The following is a 20,794-nucleotide window of genomic DNA, read 5'->3' as shown; positions in this document are numbered from 1 at the left end:
GACATGCTGTATTGCAACATTCGTAACAGTCCTGATGACCTCTTCGAGGTCCGTTTCGCCACAACATGCGCACAGCTGATGGCCTCCCATCCAGCCCATCCATACCCCCGTGTAAACCCCCGTTCCCGGTGGCCATTCATCCTTTAGAGGTACACCACGAATACCTCCTTGGTGCGCTTATCGCCCCTGGCAGGCGGCAGTAGGGTGAGGCCTTCTGTCACTCACCGGGGAAGACGCATGACAAAAACAACAATGCGCGCCATCTTCACGCCGCAGGCGCTGGCCGCTGCGGTGGCCTTGGGTTGCTGTGCCCAGGCGCAGGCCATTTCATTCAACGTCGGCGAGATCGAGGGGACGTTCGACTCGTCGCTGTCGGTGGGCGCGAGCTGGGGCATGCGCGATGCCGACGACTCGCTGGTGGGCACGGTCAATGGCGGTTCCGGCCAGTCCTCGACCGGCGATGACGGGCGGCTGAATTTCAAGAAAGGCGAGACGTTCTCGAAGATCTTCAAAGGCATCCATGACCTTGAGCTGAAGTACGGCGACACCGGTGTGTTTGTCCGTGGCAAGTATTGGTACGACTTCGAACTGAAGGACGAAGACCGCGAGTTCAAGCCCATCAGCGACAATGGCCGCAAGGAGGGCGCCAAGTCTTCCGGCGGGCAGATCCTCGATGCCTTCGTCTATCACAACTACTCCATCGCCGATCTGCCGGGCACGGTGCGTGCGGGCAAGCAGGTGGTCAGTTGGGGCGAAAGTACATTCATCGGTAACTCGATCAACAGCATCAACCCGGTGGATGTTTCCGCGTTCCGCCGTCCGGGTGCCGAGATCAAGGAAGGCTTGATTCCGGTGAACATGTTGTTCGCTTCCCAGGGCCTGACGGACAAGTTGACCGTGGAAGGCTTCTACCAACTGGAATGGGACCAGACCGTTCTCGACAACTGCGGGACCTTCTTCGGCGTCGACGTGGCGGCGGACGGTTGCAACAAGAACTACACCGTCGCCAGCCCGGCCATCGCCCCGTTGCAGCCGATTGCTGCGGCGTTTGGCCAGGGGTTTGAAGTCAGCAAGGAGGGCGTGATCGTGCCTCGTGGCGGTGACCGTGATGCCCGCGATTCCGGGCAGTGGGGGACGGCGTTGCGCTGGCTCGGCGACGACACCGAGTACGGTCTGTACTTCATGAACTACCATAGCCGCACGCCGACGGTGGGCACCGTCACCGCAGGTGCCAGCACGCTGGCGAGCATTCCGGGGATCGTGGCCACGGCCAACCGGATCGCGCCCGGCAGTGGCTCGGGTCTCGCGCAAAGTGTGATGCTCGGGCGCGGCCAGTATTACCTCGATTACCCGGAAGACATTCGCCTGTACGGCGCAAGTTTCTCTACCACCTTGCCCACCGGTACCGCATGGACCGGCGAGATCAGTTATCGACCCAACGCGCCGGTGCAGGTCAACACCAACGACCTGACCCTGGCCATGCTCAACCCGATTGCCGGCGGCGCGGCATCGCCCATTGCGTCCCGTCCAGGCGCCGACAACAAGGGCTATCGGCGCAAGGAAATAACCCAGGTCCAGAGCACCCTGACGCACTTCGTCGATCAGGTGATGGGCGCTGATCGCCTGACCCTGGTGGGCGAGGCCGCGGTGGTTCACGTCGGTGGCCTGGAAGCCCGCAGCAAGCTGCGCTATGGCCGCGACTCGGTGTACGGGCAGTATGGTTTCGGCGGCGACACCGATGGCTTCGTGACCTCGACCTCCTGGGGTTATCGAGCCCGGGCCATCCTCGATTACAACAACCTCATCGCCGGCATCAACATCAAACCCAACCTGTCGTGGTCCCACGACGTCAGCGGGTATGGCCCCAACGGGCTGTTCAACGAAGGTGCCAAGGCCGTCAGCCTCGGCGTCGACGCGGACTACCGCAATACCTACACCGCAAGCCTCAGTTACACCGATTTCTTCGGGGGGGACTACAACACCCTCGAGGACCGCGACTTCGTGGCGTTGAGCTTTGGCGTGAACTTCTGATCTGGCTGAGAAGGATGATTTCCATGCGCAAGATGATTCTGCAATGTGGTGCCCTGGCCCTCGGTCTGCTGGCCGCCAACGTGATGGCGGCGGTAACGCCGGAAGAGGCCAACAAACTCGGCACCAGCCTTACGCCGTTGGGCGCGGAGAAGGCCGGCAATGCCGACGGTTCGATTCCGGCGTGGACCGGCGGTATTCCGAAAAACGCCGGGGCGGTCGACAGCAAGGGTTTCCTGGCCGATCCATTCGCCAATGAAAAGCCTTTGTTCGTCATCACGGCGGCGACGGTCGACAAGTACAAGGACAAGCTGTCCGATGGGCAGATTGCGATGTTCAAACGCTATCCCGAGACCTACAGAATCCCGGTGTATCCGACTCATCGCACAGCGGCCCTGCCACCGGAAATCTATGAGTCGGCCAAGCGTAGCGCACTGAATGTAACCCCGATCAACGACGGTAACGGTCTGGCCAATTTCACTGGCAATCGCTACTACGCGTTCCCGATTCCGAAGAACGGTGTCGAGGTGATCTGGAACCACATCACCCGTTATCACGGCGGTAATCTGCGTCGCACCATTACCCAGGCAACGCCGCAATCGAATGGGGATTTCACCGTCATCCGCTTCAAGGACGAGGTGGCCGTACCGTCCCTGCTGGGGGATTACAAACCGGGCAGCGAGGAGAACGTACTCAACTATTTCAAACAGGAGGTGACCGCCCCGGCGCGGCTGGCGGGCAACGTGTTGCTGGTTCACGAGACCCTCGATCAGGTCCAGGAGCCGCGCAAGGCCTGGATCTACAACGCCGGCCAGCGTCGCGTGCGGCGTGCGCCGCAAGTGGCCTATGACGGCGTCGGCACCTCATCGGACGGGTTACGCACCACCGACAACTTCGACATGTTTTCCGGAGCGCCGGATCGCTACGACTGGAAGCTGATCGGCAAGAAAGAAATGTACATCCCGTACAACAGCTACAAGCTCGATTCGCCTGACCTGAAGTACACCGATGTGATCAAGGCCGGGCACATCAATCAGGACCTGACCCGTTATGAGTTGCACCGGGTGTGGGAGGTTGTCGCCACGGTCAAGCCTAACGAGCGGCATGTCTATGCCAAGCGTCACATGTACATTGACGAAGACACCTGGCAAGTCGCCCTGGCCGATCACTACGACGGTCGTGGCCAGCTCTGGCGCGTGGCGGAAGGGCATGCCCAGTTCTACTACGATCATCAGGTTCCGGCCTACACCGTCGAGGCGCTGTATGACCTCATTGCCGGCCGTTACATCGCACTGGGGATGAAGAATGAAGAGAAGCGCAGCTTCGAATTCAACATCGCGGCAAAAGCTGGGGACTACACACCTGCAGCATTGCGGAGTACAGGTGTGAAGTAGTCTTCCTACAGGCTCTTACACAAAAAGGTGACCTCGCGGTCACCTTTTTTATGGGTGTAAATCAGTCTGCTGAATACTTCTTCAACAAGCGTTCGGGAGCGGTCTAGGGTGGCGCCACAATTATAAAAAGGCGCCTCTACTATGACTGCCATGACCCTGAGTCTGGACCGTCCTGGACCCCTGCCTCGCTTGTCTTCTCACCACCTGGCTCGCGAGCGCTTGACCGAACCGCTGCTGGCCTCGTCGGCCCGGGTCAAGCTGCTCTGCGCACCGGCCGGCAGCGGCAAGAGTGCACTGCTTACCGAGTGCCTGCTGCGTGCGCCGGAGCACTGTCGGGTGTGTTGGTTGCCGTTGTCGGGGACGTGTTTGAGTGTCATCGATTTTCAGCAGCGCCTGACCCAGGCACTGGGGTTCGCAGCGGCGGATGAGCACGTTTTGCTGGAGTCGCTGACCCGGTTGCAGACGCCGACCTGGGTGTTTCTCGATGATTACTGTCGCGTGCCCAATCCTGAACTCGACCGCTTGCTGGACCGTTTGCTGGCAGTCAGAAATCCATTGTTGAACTGGTGGTTGAGCTCGCGTCGGCGTCCGTCATGCAACTGGCCGCGGTTGTTGCTCGATGATGAGTTGTACGAGTGCGAGGCGCGCGCGCTGGCGTTCAACGAGTCGGACATCGAACAGTTGCTCGTCCATGTCGCGCCAGGGCAGGCAGCGATTACGGCCAGGAAGATCATCCAGCGCAGCGGTGGCTGGTGCGCCGGCACGCGCATTGCCTTGCTCGATGGTTGTCAATGGGTGGCCGGGCAGGACAAGCAGGGACGATCGGCGACGCTGCTCGACTACTTGCAACATGAACTGTTCAACACCCTGCCGCCGGAACTGCTTGAAGCCTGGCAAGTGCTGGCGCACCTGCCGCGATTCAATGCCGGTCTGTGCGAGCATCTGTTTGGCGCCGGTGAGGGTGCGCAGTGGCTGCACGCCTTGCAGGACATGGGTTGTTTCATCGAACCCTGGGAGGATTCGCCCGACTGGCTGCGAGTGTTTGTGCCACTCGCCCGGGCCGTGCGTGACGAGCAGGGTTCGGCGGGACGTTCCTGGCATCGGCGTGCCTGCCAGTGGTTCACCGCCGAGCAGGACTGGCAGGGCGCGTTCGAGCAGGCGTTGCTGGCTGAAGAGTTCGAGGTCGCGGTCAGTCTGTTGCAGCACTTCAGCTTTGAGCACTTGTTCCGCCGAGAGAATGTGCGTTTGCTGCTCGATCTGCATGAGCGCCAGGGCGAAGAGTTGACCTTCGGAACGCCGCAATTGGTGGGCTTGATCACTGCGGCATTGTTGTTTGCCGGACGCTTCGATCAGGCGGCCGCGTGCATTGAGCAACTGGTCCGGTTCACCCCCCAGCCCACGGCTGCCCTGCAACGGCAACTGCTGGCGCGCTGGCAGGCGCAGCAAGGCTGGTTGCTGCATTTGCAGGGGCGGATGGAAGCGGCGCGCACGCACTTTATCGAAGCGCTGGCCGAGTTGGGCGCCGATGCCTGGGCCGCGCGATTGTTATGCCTGTCCGGGCTGACCCAGCAAGCACTGCTCAGCGCCGACCTCGATGCGGCGCAGGCCTTTAACCGTGAGGCGCTGTGTCTGGCGCGGGCGCAAGGTTCGCTGCTCTTTGAAGGCTTGCTCGAACTCGATCATGCCCAGTGGCTGGAGCAACGCGGCGCTCCCCAGCGAGCCGAAAGCCTGCTGGCGGATATCCATGAATTGTTGTGTCGCCAGGCTGATCGCCCGACCCCGCTGCTCGGTCGGATAGCCTTGCGGCGCGGACGTCTGGCGCTCTGCCAGGGGCAGGACAGCCTGGCTTCCGAGCTCTTCCAGTCCGGTCTGCAGGACTGCCTGCACAGTCAGGACAAACGTGCGCTGTATGGTTTTCTCGGGCTGGCACAGGTGGCCGCCAATCAGCGCGATTACGCACGCGCCTTTGACCGGTTACGCGATGCCGAACGCCTGATGCAGCAGCGGCAGATTCCCGACACGGTTTATCGCAGTGTGTTGCTGCAAATCAGCAGTCACTTCTGGTTACAGCAAGGTCGAGTGCAATTGGCTCATGAAGCACTGACCCGCGTATTGCGGCACTACCGTGGACCACAGGCCCGTCAAGCGCCTCCGGCCACCGTGGAACTGATCGCGCGGATCGATTACCTGTTGGTGCTGGCCGAGACGTATCTGCAACAGGCGAAGCAGCCGTTGGAGCGGCTCAAGGCGTTGCTCGATCAAGCGCAACGTCACGGGAGGCTGGCGCTTGAAGCGGAGCTGCAATTGGCGATCTGCGAAGTGGCCGATCTGATGGGCGAGACGGCGCTGGCCAAGTCGGCCTTGCAGGCCGGACTGGAGCTGGTGAAACGCTGCCATTTGCAACAAGCCTTGTGCGAACTGTGCCTGCGCCAGCCGACATTGCTCAGTCGATTGGGCGAAGACGAACAGATGACGCCTCCGACCCTGGACGACAATCCATTGAGCGCGCGCGAACTGGAAGTGCTCAGTCTGATTGCTCAGGGCAACTCGAATCAGCAGATCGCCGAGCAGTTGTTTATCTCGCTGCATACAGTAAAAACCCACGCGCGACGAATTCATAGCAAGTTGGGCGTCGAACGTCGTACCCAGGCGGTGGCCATCGCGAAGAAGTTGGGGCTTATATCGTCAGGGTGAAGTGGCTGTGGGTTAAGTTGTCGGAGTATAACTTGCAAGATGGCGAAACATTCTACTGCGTGCGTGATGTGCAGATTTGATTAGTATGCTTTCCGGCAACAACAAACCTGATATTAATTAGTTGGCAAGCAAGGAAGATAAATCATGGAAGAACTCAATATTGAACGCGTGCGTGCCATGTTGCATGCAAGGCTCGGTGGGCGTGGTATCGATGTCGATAAAGTGTATGTGAACGGCATTCATAAGCTTGAAGATCCGCAGGTAACTTATTCCCAAACACTGGTGTGGGCGTTCTTTCTACTGCTGCAGGATCACGAGATTCCCCACTTTGAAGGGGAGACGCTGGGGCTGTTTACCGAGCCTTACACATTCGACCCGGCCTATCGTTTCAAGGGGCTGGACTTTGAGGAGGTCAACAGAATGGGCGTGGACATCGCCCAGGTTTTTCTGGGTGACTCCGTAAACGGATGAAAGAAGTGATGCCAGCGTCAGTTGGTATGAATATCATTTATTGATTTTGTTTTCCTCAGCATCGTCGGGGTTCGACGCGTGCTGATGTGAAACAGCTGGCCGTGCAGGATGTACGTGCCAGATAACGACACCGGAAGTTTTTATGAGTGACAGTTTCTTTTCTCCCCACAAGATGATGGCGTTGAAGAAAATTCGCGCAGATTTTGCGGTAGAGGTGTTGTTGGTTGAGCGGCTGCAAAAGCTCGGGGTTAACTCGTTCAAGACCTATTTGAATACGTTGGATGATCTGATCAGCAAAAATGTCATCTCTTCCAAGACACTATTCGAAGAAACACTGGGTTGGGTCGAAAGCGAACAGTTGCCTAATTATGTACAGGCCCTTAATGAAGTTTTCAGTCGGCGGTTTTCCTTTGAAGCCAAAGACAGGGTCAAGGCTCTGGATATGCCGGGCTTTGAGCGCATCGTCATCGACATAGTCAATGCGCTGACCAGTGCTCCCTCGATCAATCTTTCAAAGCGCTCGATCAAGCCATTGGACTTTGAGACGGTGCACGCGGCATTGAAATATCAAATACCCGAAGTGGATATTGATAGCGTGTACGTGACCAGTTTTATCGTTGAACTCGGGGTGCAAAAAGTCATTCAATCAAGAAGCCTGGTTGAAGATCTATACGCTCATTTGCAGGACGATGAAATTCCGTTCTATTCCGGCGAGGGGATGGGCGTTTATTCGGTCGCCTACAGTGCCGAAGAGCGTCATCTTCATCCACAGCTCACGGCGACGGATATCCGCGATTTAGTGATCGAAATCGTTCCGGATTTCCTGGTCTGATTGGGCGGGACTCTCGTATCCCATGCGCCAACTGACGGCCCGCGACGCTGCGAGTAATCGCCGCGCCGCCGGGCCGTTTTCGTCGGCATGAAACAGCGACGTCGGGCCTACCACCGTCAGCACGGCCACCACTTTCCCCATCGCGTTGAACACCGGCGCCGACAAGGCGTCCACGCCGGGCATCAACAACCCATGCACATGATGCAGGCCACGTGTGCGGATCTGCTCGCACATGGCTGCATAGGTTTGGTCATCCGCCAGCGCGTGGGCTGATTGCCCCTGCAATTCCTGTTCGCGCAAGTCCACGGTTTCGCGCTTGGGCAGGTAGGCGCCAAACACCAGGCCCGTCGACGAACTGAGCAATGGCAGCACCGAGCCCAATTGCGTCACAACCGTCACCGCACGCACCGCCGGTTCGATGTGCACCACGGTTGCCCCCTGGTTGCCCCACACCGCCAGGAAGCAGGTCTCGTTCAAGTCGTCGCGCAACTCGGCCAAGGGCAGGGCGGCGACTTTCAGCACGTCCATACTGTTGAGTGCGGCCAACCCGACGCGCAAGGCTTCGCGGCCCAGGCCGTAATGGTTGGTGGCGCTGTTCTGTTCGGCAAACCCGCTGGCGATCAGTGCCTGCAAATAGCGGTGAACCTTGCTCGCCGGCATGTGCACGTGTTCGGCCAGGCGCGAGAGTGAAGTCGAGGGTGATAACTCGGCCAGGGCCTTGAGGATGTCGGTACCCACCTCGGCCGAGCGGACTTTCTGTTTACCGTTGCTGTCTGGCTTTTCCATGGAGGCGGTGTGATCCCGGGACGAATGGGCGTCTTTATAGCTTGACGGTCAATACCAATCAAATTACGTTATGCGTAATTGAATTACGATAAAAATAACCCCGGCGTGCCCAGACCTCTGCAACGGAGTGACAGGCCACTGCCCACTCCCTGTTCAGGAGGCTCCATGAACCTCGATTCAACGGCGCCAGCGCTGGTTTACCAGTCAGGCTTCGGCAACGAATTCAGCAGTGAGGCACTGCCCGGTGCGCTGCCGGTCGGCCAGAACGCGCCGCAAAAAGCCCCGTACGGCCTCTATACCGAACTGTTCTCCGGCACCGCGTTCACCATGGTCCGCAGCGAAGCCCGGCGGACATGGATGTACCGCATCCAGCCATCGGCCAATCACCCGGCATTCGTCAAACTAGAGCGGCAATTGGCCGGTGGTCCACTGGGTGAAGTGACCCCCAATCGACTGCGCTGGAACCCGCTGGATATTCCCGCTGAACCAACCGACTTCATCGACGGCCTGGTGAGCATGGCCGCCAACGCCAGCGCCGACAAACCGGCCGGGATCAGCATCTACAGCTACCGCGCCAACCGCTCCATGGAACGTGTGTTCTTCAACGCCGACGGCGAATGGCTGCTGGTGCCGGAGCAGGGCCGTCTGCGCATCGCCACTGAACTGGGCGTGCTGGAACTGGAGCCGCTGGAAATCGCCGTGCTGCCGCGCGGCTTGAAATTCCGCATCGAATTGCTTGACCCGCAAGCCCGCGGCTACCTCGCCGAGAACCATGGTGCGCCGCTTCGCCTGCCGGATCTGGGGCCGATTGGCAGCAATGGCCTGGCCAACCCGCGGGACTTCCTGACCCCGGTGGCCCATTACGAAAACCTCAAGCAGCCGACCACGCTGGTGCAGAAATTCCTCGGTCAGCTGTGGGGCTGCGAGCTCGATCATTCGCCGCTGAACGTGGTCGCCTGGCACGGCAATAACGTGCCGTACAAATATGACCTGCGCCGCTTCAACACCATCGGCACCGTCAGCTTCGACCATCCGGACCCGTCGATTTTCACCGTGTTGACCTCGCCGACCAGCGTCCACGGCCTGGCCAATCTCGACTTCGTGATCTTCCCGCCACGCTGGATGGTGGCCGAAAACACCTTCCGTCCACCGTGGTTCCACCGCAATCTGATGAACGAATTCATGGGCCTGATCAAAGGCGAGTACGACGCCAAGGCTGAAGGCTTCGTGCCCGGCGGTGCGTCCTTGCACAGCTGCATGAGCGCCCACGGCCCGGATGGTGAAACCTGCACCAAAGCCATTAATGCTGACCTCAAGCCGGTGAAAATCGACAACACCATGGCCTTCATGTTCGAGACCAGCCAGGTGCTGCGCCCGAGCCGGTTCGCCCTCGATTGCCCGCAACTGCAAACCCATTACGATGCCTGCTGGGCCACATTGCCCGCCACTTTCGACCCGACACGGAGATAACCCATGACGCAGACTTCCATCCCTCGCAGTTGGGTTGCCTCCGCCAACGGCCACGCGGATTTCCCGCTGCAAAACCTGCCGCTGGGCGTGTTCAGCGTGAAGGGTTCGGCGCCACGCAGTGGCGTGGCCATCGGTGAGCATATTGTCGATCTGGAGGCCGCACTCGATGCCGGCCTGTTCGATGGCGCAGCAAAAGCCGCCGTCGAAGCCACACGTGGCGGTCAGTTGAATGCGTTCTTCGAACTCGGTCGTGAAGCTCGCGTAGCCTTGCGTCAGCGTTTGATCGAGTTGCTCGAGGAAGGCAGCAGCCTGCGCGGCAAGATCGAGGCCCAGGGCGCCAAACTCCTGCCACTGGCGGCGGATTGCGTGATGCACCTGCCGGCGAAAATCAACGACTACACCGACTTCTATGTCGGTATCGAGCACGCGCAGAACGTCGGCAAACTGTTCCGCCCGGATAACCCGTTGCTGCCGAACTACAAGTACGTGCCGATCGGATACCACGGCCGCGCCTCGACCATTCGCCCCTCCGGCACTGACGTCCGTCGCCCGAAAGGCCAGACCTTGCCGGCGGGTCAGAGCGAACCGACTTTCGGTCCGTGCGCGCGCCTGGACTACGAACTGGAGCTGGGTATCTGGATCGGCCAGGGCAACGAGATGGGTGACTCCATCGCCATTGGCGACGCCGCCGATCACATCGCCGGCTTCTGCCTGCTCAACGATTGGTCGGCACGGGACATCCAGGCCTGGGAATACCAGCCGCTGGGGCCGTTCCTGTCGAAGAGCTTCATCACCAGCATCTCGCCGTGGGTCGTCACCGCCGAAGCGCTGGAGCCGTTCCGTCGCGCCCAGCCTGCGCGCCCGGAAGGCGATCCACAGCCGCTGCCGTACCTGTTCGACAAGCGTGATCAGGCGGCTGGCGGCTTCGACATCGAACTGGAGGTGCTGCTGCTGACCGAAGCCATGCGCGAGCAGAACCTGCCAGCCCATCGCCTGACCCTCAGCAACACAAAACACATGTACTGGACCGTGGCGCAAATGGTCGCGCACCACAGCGTCAACGGTTGCCAGTTGCAGGCCGGCGACCTGTTCGGATCGGGCACCCTGTCCGGGCCGGAAAACGGTCAGTTCGGCAGCCTGCTGGAAATCACCGAGGGCGGTAAAAAGCCGATCGAACTGGCGTCGGGCGAAGTGCGCAAATTCCTTGAAGACGGCGATGAAATCATCCTGCGTGGCCGTTGCAGCCGTGAAGGTTTTGCGTCCATCGGTTTCGGCGAATGCCGTGGCAAAGTGTTGCCGGCACGCTAAGGGGAACGGGTCATGCAGCTCTACACCTATTACCGTTCGACCTCGTCCTATCGGGTGCGCATCGCATTGGCGCTCAAAGGCCTGGATTACCAGGCGCTGCCGGTCAACTTGATCGCGCCGCCGGGTGGCGAGCACCGCCAGCCGGCGTATCTGGTGATCAACCCGCAGGGCCGCGTGCCGGCCTTGCGCACCGAGGAAGGTGAACTGCTGATCCAGTCACCGGCGATCATCGAGTACCTGGAAGAGCGTTATCCACAGGCGCCGCTACTGTCGAAAGACCTCGCGGCCCGCGCCCGTGAGCGTGGTGTGGCGGCGGTGATCGGTTGCGATGTGCATCCGCTGCACAATGTCAGCGTGCTCAACAGGCTGCGCCAGTTGGGCCACGATGAATCGCAGGTGATGGAGTGGATCGGGCACTGGATCAGCCAGGGGCTGGCGACCGTGGAGCAGTTGATCGGCGACGAGGGGTACTGCTTCGGGCCTGAGCCAGGTCTGGCCGACGTCTACCTGATCCCGCAGCTGTATGCGGCCGAGCGCTTCAATATTCCGCTTGAGGGCTATCCACGCATCCGTCGTGTGGCAGCGCTGGCGGCGACCCATCCGGCGTTCATCAAGGCGCATCCGGCGAATCAGCCCGACACACCTTAACGCCCTCCACCTGCCCCTGTGGGAGCAGGCGATCAATGAACGACGGAATTGGGCGGCAAATGCCCCAGCCGTTCAGTGAGGCGAATCCGCTGGATCGGGTCGTCGCTGAGCAACAGCGCATGCTCCAGGTCGAAGCGCTCGGCGTTCGGGCAGTCCAGCCGTTGGTAGAGACTGGCCCGGGCCAGATAGTCGGCGGCATTGCCATTGCCCAGTTCCAGCACGCGCTCGGCATCGATCAAGGCGCCGATGTAATCGTCGTGGGACAGGTGCAGTTGACGCAGGTTGCGCGACAGGCGTTGCAGCATCTGCACGGGATCGGCGGTAACCAGGTGTTCGGCGCTGAGTTTCATGTTCGGGCCGTACTGGCGTTGCAGCAATTCCCGGCAATCGTTGGGGTATAGCCGGCGGCCGCCGCACGGATCGAGCAAGTGATCGGCCCCCGGTACGCGCAGCAGGAAATGCCCCGGAAAATTAACCCCGACCAAGGGGATTTCCAGGCCCCTGGCCAGCTCCAGGGCAATCAGCCCCAGGGAAAGCGGTTGTCCGCGACGCAACTCCAGCACCTTGTTGAGCAAGGCCACCTGTGGGCGCAATGGGCTGAAGTCGTCCTGGGCGAAACCCAGGTCATTCATGCGGCGTAACAAGGGTTGCGCCAGTTCGTTGACCGGCAGCATCGGCAAGCCGGAACTCACGCGCTGTTGCAGCTCATGGAATTCCTTGAGCAACGCCTCGGGATTGACCTCGCTGTCATGTTCGGCCGCAATCCATAGCGCTGCCTCGAACAGCGCGGGCGGTGAACGTTGCAGACAGGCGAAAAACGATTGGCGCGGTGTCATCAGAATCTCCGGACAATGCCTCGTTTTAGCCCCGTCGCCAGCATTCGTCCAGTGTCATGCAGAGGCTGATTCAGGTTATTTCCGAATGCTTGCATCAAGGCTGCGCTTATTCCGGTGCGCTTCTGCAATTTTTGGGCGCAAGCCTATACTGGCGACTACAAGAAGTGATTCGGGAGCCTTACGATGTTCGCTCTCATGCAAAGCACTCGCCTTGAATCGCTGCATCTGAGCGTCGACCCGGTCACCGGGTTGAAGGCGGTCATTGCCATTCATAACAGCCGGCTGGGGCCTGCCCTGGGTGGTTGTCGTTACCTTGCCTACCCCAACGACGAATCTGCGATCGAGGATGCGGTGCGGCTGGCCCAAGGCATGAGCTACAAGGCCGCATTGGCCGGCCTGGCCCAGGGCGGTGGCGTGGCGGTGATCATTCGGCCGGTCCATGTGGCCAACCGTGCGGCGCTGTTCGAGGCCTTCGGGCGCTGCATCGAGCAGCTCGACGGCCGCTACATCACTGCCATCGACAGCGGCACGTCGGTAGCGGACATGGATTGCATCGCCCAGCAGACCCAACATGTCACCAGTACCACCTCGGCGGGCGACCCTGCGCCCCATGCGGCGATGGGTGTTTTTACCGGCATTCGCAGCACCGCGATGGCGCGACTGGGCAGCGACAACCTCGAAGGTTTACGGGTGGCCATTCAAGGCCTGGGCAATGTCGGGTTTGCGCTGGCGGAACAACTGCACGCCGCAGGTGCCGAACTGCTGGTCAGCGACATCGACCACGGCAAGGTGCAACTGGCCATGGAGCAACTCGGCGCGCACCCGATCGCCAACGATGCATTGCTCAGCACCCCATGCGACATACTCGCTCCCTGCGGCCTGGGCGGCGTGCTCAGCAGCCACAGCGTGACGCAACTGCGCTGCTCGGCAGTGGCCGGTTCGGCGAATAATCAGCTGACTCATCTGGACGTCGCCGATCAGTTGGAGCGGCGGGGCATTCTGTATGCGCCGGATTACGTGATCAATGCCGGCGGGTTGATCTACGTCTCGCTCAAACACCGTGGCGAAGAGTTGTCGACCATCACGGCCCACCTGTCGAAAATCAGCTCTCGGCTGACGGAAGTCTTCGCCCACGCCCAGGCGGAAAAACGTTCGCCGGCCCGGGTGGCGGATGAATTGGCGGAGAAAGTCTTGTATCGCTGAGTGGATTTCCCGGCATGAAAAAGGCCCTGACTCCATCGGACTCAGGGCCTGTTCAATTCGGGCGTTGCTTACTTTGCTGCTTTGGCGGCCTTGGCTGGCTTCGCCTGAGCGACCGGTTCAGCGATTGGCTCCTCGACGGGCGTCGCCACTTCAACCGGTTCTGCGACTTCGACAGGTGCACTGAGCAATTCGGACAACGCATCCGGCTGGCTCTTGAACGCCTTGGCGAACACATCGCGGTTCTTCGCCATGTAGATCCCGGCTTCTTCCACTTGCTGCTCGGTCAGGGACGGAACGGCTTTTTGCAACACTTCTGCCAGCAACTCGGCCAGTTCGAGCATTTTGTCATGACGGTCAGCTTCGGCTTTATCCATGAACAAGCGCTCCAGATCTCGGCTGCTGCGGTATACCACTTCGACGGCCATTCACCACCTCACATGCCTTCACATTTGGTTGTCTGATTCGACTACTGTATCTATATACAGCTAAAAGGATAAGCGAAACCCGGGTGTTTGGGTAGTGGCTTTTTAATCTAGACCGAAAACAGGGTTTGTAAGGCTCGTCGATGACAGGTGGGTGCGACCAAACGTCACGGAGCGCGTTCCAGAGCGCCCCGCCATCATGGCGTGGCCTTGTTTCTGCATGCAGAACAATCGTCATGTCCAACCCGCATTATCCGGTCGAGCCGACCTAAGGAAGCATCATCGTGAAAATCAACTGGGCAGAAAACCTGCGGCAGAACGTGCATGAACTGGCCGAGTCCCTGGGCAACCTGTTCGTCGAGACCTTCCACTATCTGGCGCTGTTCGCCATTGGTGCGGTGACCGCGTGGGCAGCGGTGATGGAATTTCTCGGGATGATCGAACAGGGCCACATCAAGATCGATGACATCTTGCTGCTGTTCATCTACCTGGAGCTGGGGGCGATGGTCGGGATTTACTTCAAGACCAATCACATGCCGGTGCGTTTCCTGATCTACGTGGCGATCACGGCGCTGACACGATTGCTGATTTCCAACGTCTCGCACCACAACCCACCGGACATCGGGATCATCTACCTGTGCGGCGGGATTCTGCTGCTGGCATTTTCGATTCTGGTGGTGCGTTACGCTTCATCGCAATTCCCATCGGTGAAAATTGAAAACCCGCACCGCAAGACAGGCGCGGGCTCCAGTGAACACCCGGAAGTGGAGAAGGGCGAGCTTTAAAACCTCATGGCAGGTCGAGGCCGGCCTTTGGCGGGGGGCGGCGGCAGGTTGCGCATGTCGCCATCGGTCATGGCTTCGAGAATGGCCACGGCGCTGTGGCCCTGTTCGATGGCGATGCCGAACTGAATGCTTTGTACCAGGCGTTTGAGGCGCTCGGGGTCGTTGCGCTGGTCAGCACTGATCATGCGTTTGGCCACTATGTGGCCGCTATTGGACAGGGTCAGCATGATGCTGCCATCGAGACCCTGAATGCTCAGGTTGATCTGATAATCCGCTGCAAAAGCATCGGTAATGAGCTGGAAAGGGTTGTCCATGATGCGTCACCGCCTGATTGAACGTGCAGTTGTTGACCGGTCGATATCGGGATTAGTTCGCAACACCGGACCATCGGCCTTCATGGCCAAATCGCCATCAATGCTTGCAACAGGGATGTAGCAAGGGGCATGCCGGAAAGATTGTCGGACAATCATGGCTGTGGAAAGCCGAGGGGCTCTAAAGCGAATGCGCGCCGGGTAACCCCTTCAGGCGCTGGCTTGCTGGCGACAGCACAGTAACGATTGGCACGGGTGTCGCCTGATGAATTGCCATCTCCCGCAAGCCGGGGCCTACAGGGATATCTGCTGCTCATGTGTTCCCGCCTGCCCATTTGAGGGCAAGAAACCTGTGCGTGCCTCCAAAGCGATCAGCTCTCTACCGGCCTCGAAGGCACGGATGTGCGGCGATTGCCGGCGTGGGCGCTGGAGGAGGACGCGGGGATTTTTTGCGGCCAGCATCCACTGCGGACCAGCAAATATGAGGATTTGTGAGGGCGACTCGACTCCCGACCTTAACAGCGCTTTTGCCGGTTGTCCGGCTTTTTTTCGATTAAAAATTTATCTTTTTTTAGGGGTTGAATTGTTCAGCGTACAGACCGATTGTGTAAATCAAGAGGTCACGGTGATGACGCCCAAGGGCTTAGCTGACCGGCCTCTCGCGAGCTAGCTGAAATAAGGGATGAACTATGCAAATCCAAGTCAATAGCGATAACCATATTCAAAGCAGCATCCGACTGGAGGAGTGGGTACGTACTACCATTGAGAGCACGCTCGAACGTTATGAGGAGGACCTGACCCGAGTGGAGGTTCACCTGCGGGACGAGAACGGCGACAAGCCTGGTCCCCACGATCTACGCTGCCAACTGGAAGCGCGGCCAAAAGGCCACCAACCGATTTCCGTTACCCATAAAGCCGCCAGCCTGGAACTGGCGATCGATGGAGCCGCCGAGAAACTCGAGCACGCACTGGAACACCTGTTCGGCAAATTGCGCGGCAAACCACGAGCCACTGTGGTGCCGTTCGAGCGCGAGGCTCACGCCGACGTGCTGCTGGAAGAAGAGTTTCTTGAAAACGAGCAGGCTGCGCAAAACGGCTGAAACCTGATTCATTTTTAAACCACCCACTCGAACGGGCCTGCATTGCAGGCCCGTTTCGTTTTCAGCGTCGTTGGCATTGGAACGCTGTTTCATCCATTATTTTTTGCGCATGAGAATATTTATCATTAGTATTGGCGGCCTTGTTGGCCCGTGATGTTCACGCGGCTTCATCGGTTTCCAGGTCGCGACATGAAAGGCACCCTCGGCACGTCCCCTCGTTTTACCGTTGATGCTCAGTGCGGTGCTGCTGGCCAGGCCGATTACCGCATGGGCGCAGTACCGAATCGATGATCACTCGTCCTCCCGAACCCCGCGAAATCCAACGCGACGACCTGCACGGCGACCGTGCGCATTTTCTTCAGGTGTTCCTCTCGCAACGTTCGCAAATGGAAGCGCTGGTCAGTCGTCGCGTCGGCTGCCGGGCGACGGCGGCGGACCTGGTTCAGGACTTGTTCCTGCGTTTCTGGCGACGGCCGCTGGTGCAGGTCGAAGAGCTCGGCACCTACCTGTTGCGTTGCGCGGGAAACATCGCCATCGACCATTTGCGCAGTGAGGGCTCGCGGGTGCGGGCCAGCGAAGGTCTGATGATCGAACCGGTGGATGGCGTGGGCAGCGAACCGCAAGCGGCACTGGAGGCGGGCAACGATCTGCGTCATGTCGAGGCGGCGTTGCGCGCATTGCCCGAACGCACGCGGCAGATCTTTCTGCTCAATCGTATCCATGGCCGCAAATACGCCGAGATCGCCAAGGCCATGGGGCTGTCCCAAAGTGCCGTGGAAAAACACATGATGCGCGCGCTCGAGGCCTGCAAGGCCAGCCTGCGGGAGCCCGAGCCTCGCACGCCAGGGAAAGCGAAGTGAATACCATTGAACCCATCATCCCGACGCCAGCACAGGAACAGGCGGCACTGGCCTGGCTGAGTCTGCTGCATGACCAGCCCAGCAGCGGTGATCAGGCGACGTTCAGCCAGTGGTTGCAGGCCGACCCGGCCCATGCCGAGGCCTATGCCCGTGCTCAGGTTGTCTGGGAACTGAGCGAAGTGCCGGCGCGGACGATGGCGGATGAGGATGCATCGGCCCTGCAAGGTTATCTCGACGCCATGAACCGCTCGCGCCGCCGCAGCGTTGCGCGTTGGTCCGGGGCGTTGGCCATGGCGGCGTGCCTGCTGTTGATGATCAGCCTCGGTACGGGTTGGCAGCCGTCGCGCTGGGTCGATGACCTGGGGGCCGATTATGTGTCGGCACCGGGGGAAATCCGCACCGTCACCCTGGCCGATCAGTCGCAGGTCACCCTTGATGCCGACAGCGCCATCGCCGTGGATTTCAGTCGCGGCGAGCGGCATGTGCAGGTGCGACGAGGGGCCGGTTTTTTCAACGTGACCCACACCGGCGAGCCGTTTGTGGTGGAGGCCGGAAAGGGCCGCGCCCAAGTGTTGGGCACGCAGTTCGAGGTGCGCCTGCAAGCCCATGGGGCGAAGGTCACGGTGTTGTCCGGGCGGGTCGGTGTGACGGCGGACAGGAACGCCGAGCAGCAGGTCCTGACGGCCGGCCAGCAAGTGGCGTATGGCGAAGGCCTGGCGGAAAAACTCCACGCGGTGGACAGCGAAGCGCAGTTGGCGTGGCGCCAGGGGTGGCTCAATTACTACAAAGCGACACTGGCCGATGTAGTCCAGGACCTGGGGCGCTATTACCCGGGACGGATCGTGTTGCTCAACGATGAACTGGCGAAACGTCGGGTCAGTGGCAGCTTCCCGAGCAAGGACCCGCAGTCGGTGCTGAGTTCGTTGCAGGGAGTACTGGGATTTGAGCAACACCAGCTTCTGGGGCATTTGATTATTTTGCGTTGAGCCTTATGGCGCCATCGCTGGTCAGCCAATCACCCTCGATAAAATTATTTTCAACTTTGTGCTGAGGTAAATCCGAACGCCATTCGTGTAGTGACTGAAACTGCGATTCATTCGCATCCATTGCGGTTCTACACAGGTCACGAGTCATGAAGTCCAGGGCAAAATCGGGTTCGGTCAAACAATGGTGGGGTGTTGCTGCGTTGAGCTTTTCGGCGTTGGCGTTGTTGCCGCTGAGTGTGGCGATGGCTGCAGACACCCGTGCCCCACAACGCGCGCCCTTCAGTTTTTCGATGGCCGCCAAACCGCTGCCCCAGGCCCTGAGCGACTTCAGCCGCGTTACTGGTATCAGTGTGATCTACACCGATGAAGCGCCCTACGGCCTCAACGCACCGGCCATCAACGGCCAGATGAGTGCCGAACAGGCGCTGCAGCGTTTACTCAGTGGTTCAGGCTTCACCTTCCGTCGCACCGACGATCACACCATCGCACTGGAACCGCAGCCCACCGAAGGCGCCTTGAACCTGGGGGCGACCACCATCACTTCGGTGATGGATCAATCCACTAGCTACCAGCCGCCGCCCACCAGTTCGATCATGCGCAGTTCGGCGCCGATTCAGGAGATCCCGCAGACCATCAACGTGGTGGCGGCCCAGGTCATTCGCGATCAGGCACCGCGCAATCTCGATGACGCGCTGGCCAACGTCAGCGGCATTACCCAGGGCAATACGCTGGGCAGCACCCAGGATTCAGTCATGACCCGCGGCTTCGGTGACAACCGCAACGGCTCGATCATGCGCGACGGCATGCCCCTGGTGCAGGGCCGTGGCATGAACGCCACGGTGGACCGGGTTGAAGTGCTCAAGGGGCCGGCTTCGTTGCTCTACGGGATTCAGGACCCGGGCGGTGTGGTGAACATGGTCAGTAAAAAGCCAGAACTCGAGCAGTACAACGCCCTGACCCTGCGTGGCTCGACTTACGGCGACGGCAAGAACGGCAGCGGCGGCAGCTTCGACAGCACCGGTGCCCTGGGCACTTCCGGCCTGGCCTATCGCATGGTGCTGGACCACGAAGACGAAGATTACTGGCGCAACTACGGCGTGCATCGCGAGACCCTGGTGGCGCCGTCGCTGGCCTGGTTCGGCGAGCGCACCAAGCTGCTCTTCGCCTATGAGCATCGCGAATTCCTCACCCCGTTCGACCGTGGCACGGTGATCGATCCGCGCACCAACCACCCCTTGGACATCTCTCGCAATGAGCGCCTCGACGAGCCGTTCAACGACATGGAAGGGCGTTCGGATCTCTATCATTTCGAGGCCGATCACGAACTCAACGACAACTGGAACGCCCACTTCGGCTACAGTTGGAACCGCGAAACCTACGACGCCAGCCAAGTCCGTGTCACCGCCATCGACACCACTAAAGGCACCCTGACCCGCAGCATGGACGGCACGCAGAATGCGATCAGCACCGACCGGTTCGCCACGGCCAGCCTTGAAGGCAAGGTCAATGTTGCGGGCATGCAGCATGACTTGGTGTTCGGGATCGATGACGAGTACCGCAAGATCTACCGTGCCGACCTGATCCGCCAGAAAAGCCTGAGCACGTTCAGCTACCTCAACCCGGTCTACGGCCGTGAAGTCCAAGGCACCACAGTCAGCGCGGCGGACAGCGCCCAGACCGATTTGCTGCGTAGCGATTCGGTGTTTGTGCAGGACTCGATTCACCTCACCGACCAATGGATTTTTGTAGCGGGCGGGCGTTTCCAGGCGTACGACCAGTACGCCGGCAAAGGCGTGCCATTCAAGGCCAACACCGACAGCAACGGCCAGAAATGGGTGCCGCGCGCCGGCCTCGTCTACCGTTACACCGATGAATTGTCGTTCTACGGCAGCTACACCGAATCCTTCAAACCCAACTCGACCATCGCCCCCCTGAGCGGCAGCAGTACCGTGCTCGATGGCAGCATTGCGCCGGAAGAAGCCAAGTCCTGGGAGATCGGTGCCAAGCTCGATATGCCGGGGCGGGTCACCGGCAACATCGCCCTGTTCGATATCAATAAACGCAACGTATTGGTGGCCAATTCCGAAGGCCCGGTCACGATTTACAGCGCCGCCGGCGAAGTGCGTTCCCGTGGTCTTGAACTGGACCTGAGCGGTCAACTGAGCGATCGCTGGAGCATGATCGGCAGTTACGCCTACACCGATGCCGAAGTGACCGAGGACCCGGACTACAAGGGCAAGAAACTGCAAAACGTGGCCCGCAACAGCGGTTCGCTGTCGGCGGTGTACGACTTCGGCAATGTCATCGGTGGCGATCAACTGCGGGTCGGCGCGGGGGCGCGTTATGTCGGGGAGCGGGAAGGCAACGCGGTGAATGATTTCGAGCTGCCGGGCTACACGGTCGCCGACGCGTTCGCCACCTACGACACGCAACTCGACGGGCAAAAGGTCAAGTTTCAGCTCAACGTGAAGAACCTGTTTGACCGCACCTACTACACCTCGGCGGCGAGCCGGTTCTTTGTGTCGATGGGCGATTCGCGGCAGGTGACCTTGTCCAGCACGCTGGAGTTCTAACGCAAGACCGCGTCATCGTTTATCGCGAGCAGGCTCGCTCCCACAATTGGAATGCATTCCCCTGTGGGAGCGAGCCTGCTCGCGATG

At 60.0% G+C, this 20,794-nt stretch carries 18 protein-coding genes and 1 pseudogene; 14 read left to right on the top strand and 5 right to left on the bottom strand.

Annotation, left to right across the window (positions count from 1 at the left end; genetic code table 11):
* Nucleotides 1–237 precede the first annotated feature (237 nt).
* The 5 genes from ACX3YF_RS02230 to ACX3YF_RS02210 all read left to right on the top strand — a co-directional run bounded on the left by ACX3YF_RS02230 (nucleotide 238) and on the right by ACX3YF_RS02210 (nucleotide 7,419).
* Nucleotides 238–2,031, top strand: a complete 1,794-nt coding sequence (locus ACX3YF_RS02230) for a DUF1302 domain-containing protein (RefSeq protein WP_130203991.1) — start codon at nucleotides 238–240, stop codon at nucleotides 2,029–2,031.
* A gap of 23 nt (nucleotides 2,032–2,054) precedes the next feature.
* Nucleotides 2,055–3,422 (top strand): DUF1329 domain-containing protein, encoded by a 1,368-nt coding sequence (locus ACX3YF_RS02225; protein ID WP_047537843.1) that lies wholly within the window; start codon nucleotides 2,055–2,057, stop codon nucleotides 3,420–3,422.
* Nucleotides 3,423–3,563: 141 nt separating this feature from the next.
* Nucleotides 3,564–6,116 carry a LuxR C-terminal-related transcriptional regulator gene (locus tag ACX3YF_RS02220; RefSeq protein ID WP_454837848.1) on the top strand — a complete coding sequence of 851 codons (2,553 nt, stop codon included), beginning with the start codon at nucleotides 3,564–3,566 and terminating at the stop codon, nucleotides 6,114–6,116.
* A gap of 144 nt (nucleotides 6,117–6,260) precedes the next feature.
* Nucleotides 6,261–6,587: a hypothetical protein gene (locus tag ACX3YF_RS02215; protein WP_448645825.1), complete on the top strand. Its 327-nt coding sequence runs from the start codon at nucleotides 6,261–6,263 to the stop codon at nucleotides 6,585–6,587.
* 142 nt (nucleotides 6,588–6,729) lie between these two features.
* Nucleotides 6,730–7,419 carry a hypothetical protein gene (locus ACX3YF_RS02210; protein ID WP_448645826.1) on the top strand — a complete coding sequence of 230 codons (690 nt, stop codon included), beginning with the start codon at nucleotides 6,730–6,732 and terminating at the stop codon, nucleotides 7,417–7,419.
* Here the strand turns inward: ACX3YF_RS02210 and ACX3YF_RS02205 are convergent.
* On the bottom strand, nucleotides 7,384–8,205 hold the full coding sequence (locus tag ACX3YF_RS02205; RefSeq protein ID WP_130203995.1) for an IclR family transcriptional regulator: 822 nt from the start codon (nucleotides 8,203–8,205) through the stop codon (nucleotides 7,384–7,386). The two genes, ACX3YF_RS02210 and ACX3YF_RS02205, sit on opposite strands and share 36 nt — an antisense overlap.
* Before the next feature lie 165 nt (nucleotides 8,206–8,370).
* Between ACX3YF_RS02205 and hmgA the strand changes: the two genes are divergently transcribed.
* Genes hmgA through maiA form a run of 3 tightly spaced genes read left to right on the top strand, consistent with a single transcriptional unit; the run spans nucleotide 8,371 to nucleotide 11,631 of the window.
* The gene (gene hmgA / locus ACX3YF_RS02200; RefSeq protein ID WP_448645827.1) at nucleotides 8,371–9,675 is read left to right on the top strand and encodes a homogentisate 1,2-dioxygenase; all 1,305 of its coding nucleotides are present in this window, start codon (nucleotides 8,371–8,373) and stop codon (nucleotides 9,673–9,675) included.
* Between the two features lie 3 nt (nucleotides 9,676–9,678).
* Nucleotides 9,679–10,983, top strand: coding sequence for a fumarylacetoacetase (gene fahA / locus ACX3YF_RS02195; protein WP_130203997.1), 1,305 nt, complete (start codon nucleotides 9,679–9,681; stop codon nucleotides 10,981–10,983).
* A gap of 12 nt (nucleotides 10,984–10,995) precedes the next feature.
* The gene (maiA, locus tag ACX3YF_RS02190; RefSeq protein WP_458973356.1) at nucleotides 10,996–11,631 is read left to right on the top strand and encodes a maleylacetoacetate isomerase; all 636 of its coding nucleotides are present in this window, start codon (nucleotides 10,996–10,998) and stop codon (nucleotides 11,629–11,631) included.
* A 32-nt stretch (nucleotides 11,632–11,663) separates the two neighbouring features.
* Here maiA and ACX3YF_RS02185 read toward each other — a convergent pair whose 3' ends face one another.
* The gene (locus ACX3YF_RS02185) at nucleotides 11,664–12,467 is read right to left on the bottom strand and encodes a SirB1 family protein (protein ID WP_130203999.1); all 804 of its coding nucleotides are present in this window, start codon (nucleotides 12,465–12,467) and stop codon (nucleotides 11,664–11,666) included.
* A gap of 183 nt (nucleotides 12,468–12,650) precedes the next feature.
* Here ACX3YF_RS02185 and ACX3YF_RS02180 point away from each other — a divergent pair, with 183 nt between their 5' ends.
* A complete protein-coding gene (locus tag ACX3YF_RS02180) occupies nucleotides 12,651–13,670 on the top strand; it encodes a Glu/Leu/Phe/Val dehydrogenase family protein (RefSeq protein ID WP_047537867.1) in 1,020 nt (339 codons plus the stop codon).
* A 185-nt stretch (nucleotides 13,671–13,855) separates the two neighbouring features.
* Here the strand turns inward: ACX3YF_RS02180 and ACX3YF_RS02175 are convergent.
* A pseudogene (locus ACX3YF_RS02175) lies at nucleotides 13,856–14,095 on the bottom strand (YebG family protein); the annotation flags it as partial.
* 281 nt (nucleotides 14,096–14,376) lie between these two features.
* Between ACX3YF_RS02175 and ACX3YF_RS02170 the strand changes: the two are divergent.
* On the top strand, nucleotides 14,377–14,877 hold the full coding sequence (locus tag ACX3YF_RS02170; protein WP_047537873.1) for a phosphate-starvation-inducible protein PsiE: 501 nt from the start codon (nucleotides 14,377–14,379) through the stop codon (nucleotides 14,875–14,877).
* Here the strand turns inward: ACX3YF_RS02170 and ACX3YF_RS02165 are convergent.
* Complete coding sequence (locus ACX3YF_RS02165) at nucleotides 14,874–15,191, bottom strand: DUF3509 domain-containing protein (RefSeq protein ID WP_130204001.1); 318 nt, start codon at nucleotides 15,189–15,191, stop codon at nucleotides 14,874–14,876. The genes ACX3YF_RS02170 and ACX3YF_RS02165 overlap by 4 nt on opposite strands.
* Before the next feature lie 686 nt (nucleotides 15,192–15,877).
* Here ACX3YF_RS02165 and ACX3YF_RS02160 point away from each other — a divergent pair.
* The 3 genes from ACX3YF_RS02160 (at nucleotide 15,878) to ACX3YF_RS02150 (ending at nucleotide 18,134) form a co-directional block, all read left to right on the top strand.
* Nucleotides 15,878–16,288: an HPF/RaiA family ribosome-associated protein gene (locus ACX3YF_RS02160; protein ID WP_130204002.1), complete on the top strand. Its 411-nt coding sequence runs from the start codon at nucleotides 15,878–15,880 to the stop codon at nucleotides 16,286–16,288.
* 287 nt (nucleotides 16,289–16,575) lie between these two features.
* Nucleotides 16,576–17,148: an RNA polymerase sigma factor gene (locus tag ACX3YF_RS02155; RefSeq protein ID WP_458946084.1), complete on the top strand. Its 573-nt coding sequence runs from the start codon at nucleotides 16,576–16,578 to the stop codon at nucleotides 17,146–17,148.
* Nucleotides 17,145–18,134 (top strand): FecR family protein, encoded by a 990-nt coding sequence (locus ACX3YF_RS02150; RefSeq protein WP_448645831.1) that lies wholly within the window; start codon nucleotides 17,145–17,147, stop codon nucleotides 18,132–18,134. The genes ACX3YF_RS02155 and ACX3YF_RS02150 overlap by 4 nt, the downstream gene beginning before the upstream one ends.
* Here the strand turns inward: ACX3YF_RS02150 and ACX3YF_RS02145 are convergent.
* Complete coding sequence (locus tag ACX3YF_RS02145) at nucleotides 18,121–18,435, bottom strand: hypothetical protein (protein WP_223272616.1); 315 nt, start codon at nucleotides 18,433–18,435, stop codon at nucleotides 18,121–18,123. The genes ACX3YF_RS02150 and ACX3YF_RS02145 overlap by 14 nt on opposite strands.
* Here ACX3YF_RS02145 and ACX3YF_RS02140 point away from each other — a divergent pair.
* A complete protein-coding gene (locus ACX3YF_RS02140) occupies nucleotides 18,377–20,707 on the top strand; it encodes a TonB-dependent siderophore receptor (RefSeq protein WP_458973355.1) in 2,331 nt (776 codons plus the stop codon). The two genes, ACX3YF_RS02145 and ACX3YF_RS02140, sit on opposite strands and share 59 nt — an antisense overlap.
* Nucleotides 20,708–20,794: the final 87 nt, after the last annotated feature.

The organism is Pseudomonas fluorescens group sp. PF-69, from assembly GCF_054481235.1.
Note: the sequence above shows the minus strand (reverse complement) of the source record. Positions and strands in the feature narration are given on the sequence as shown.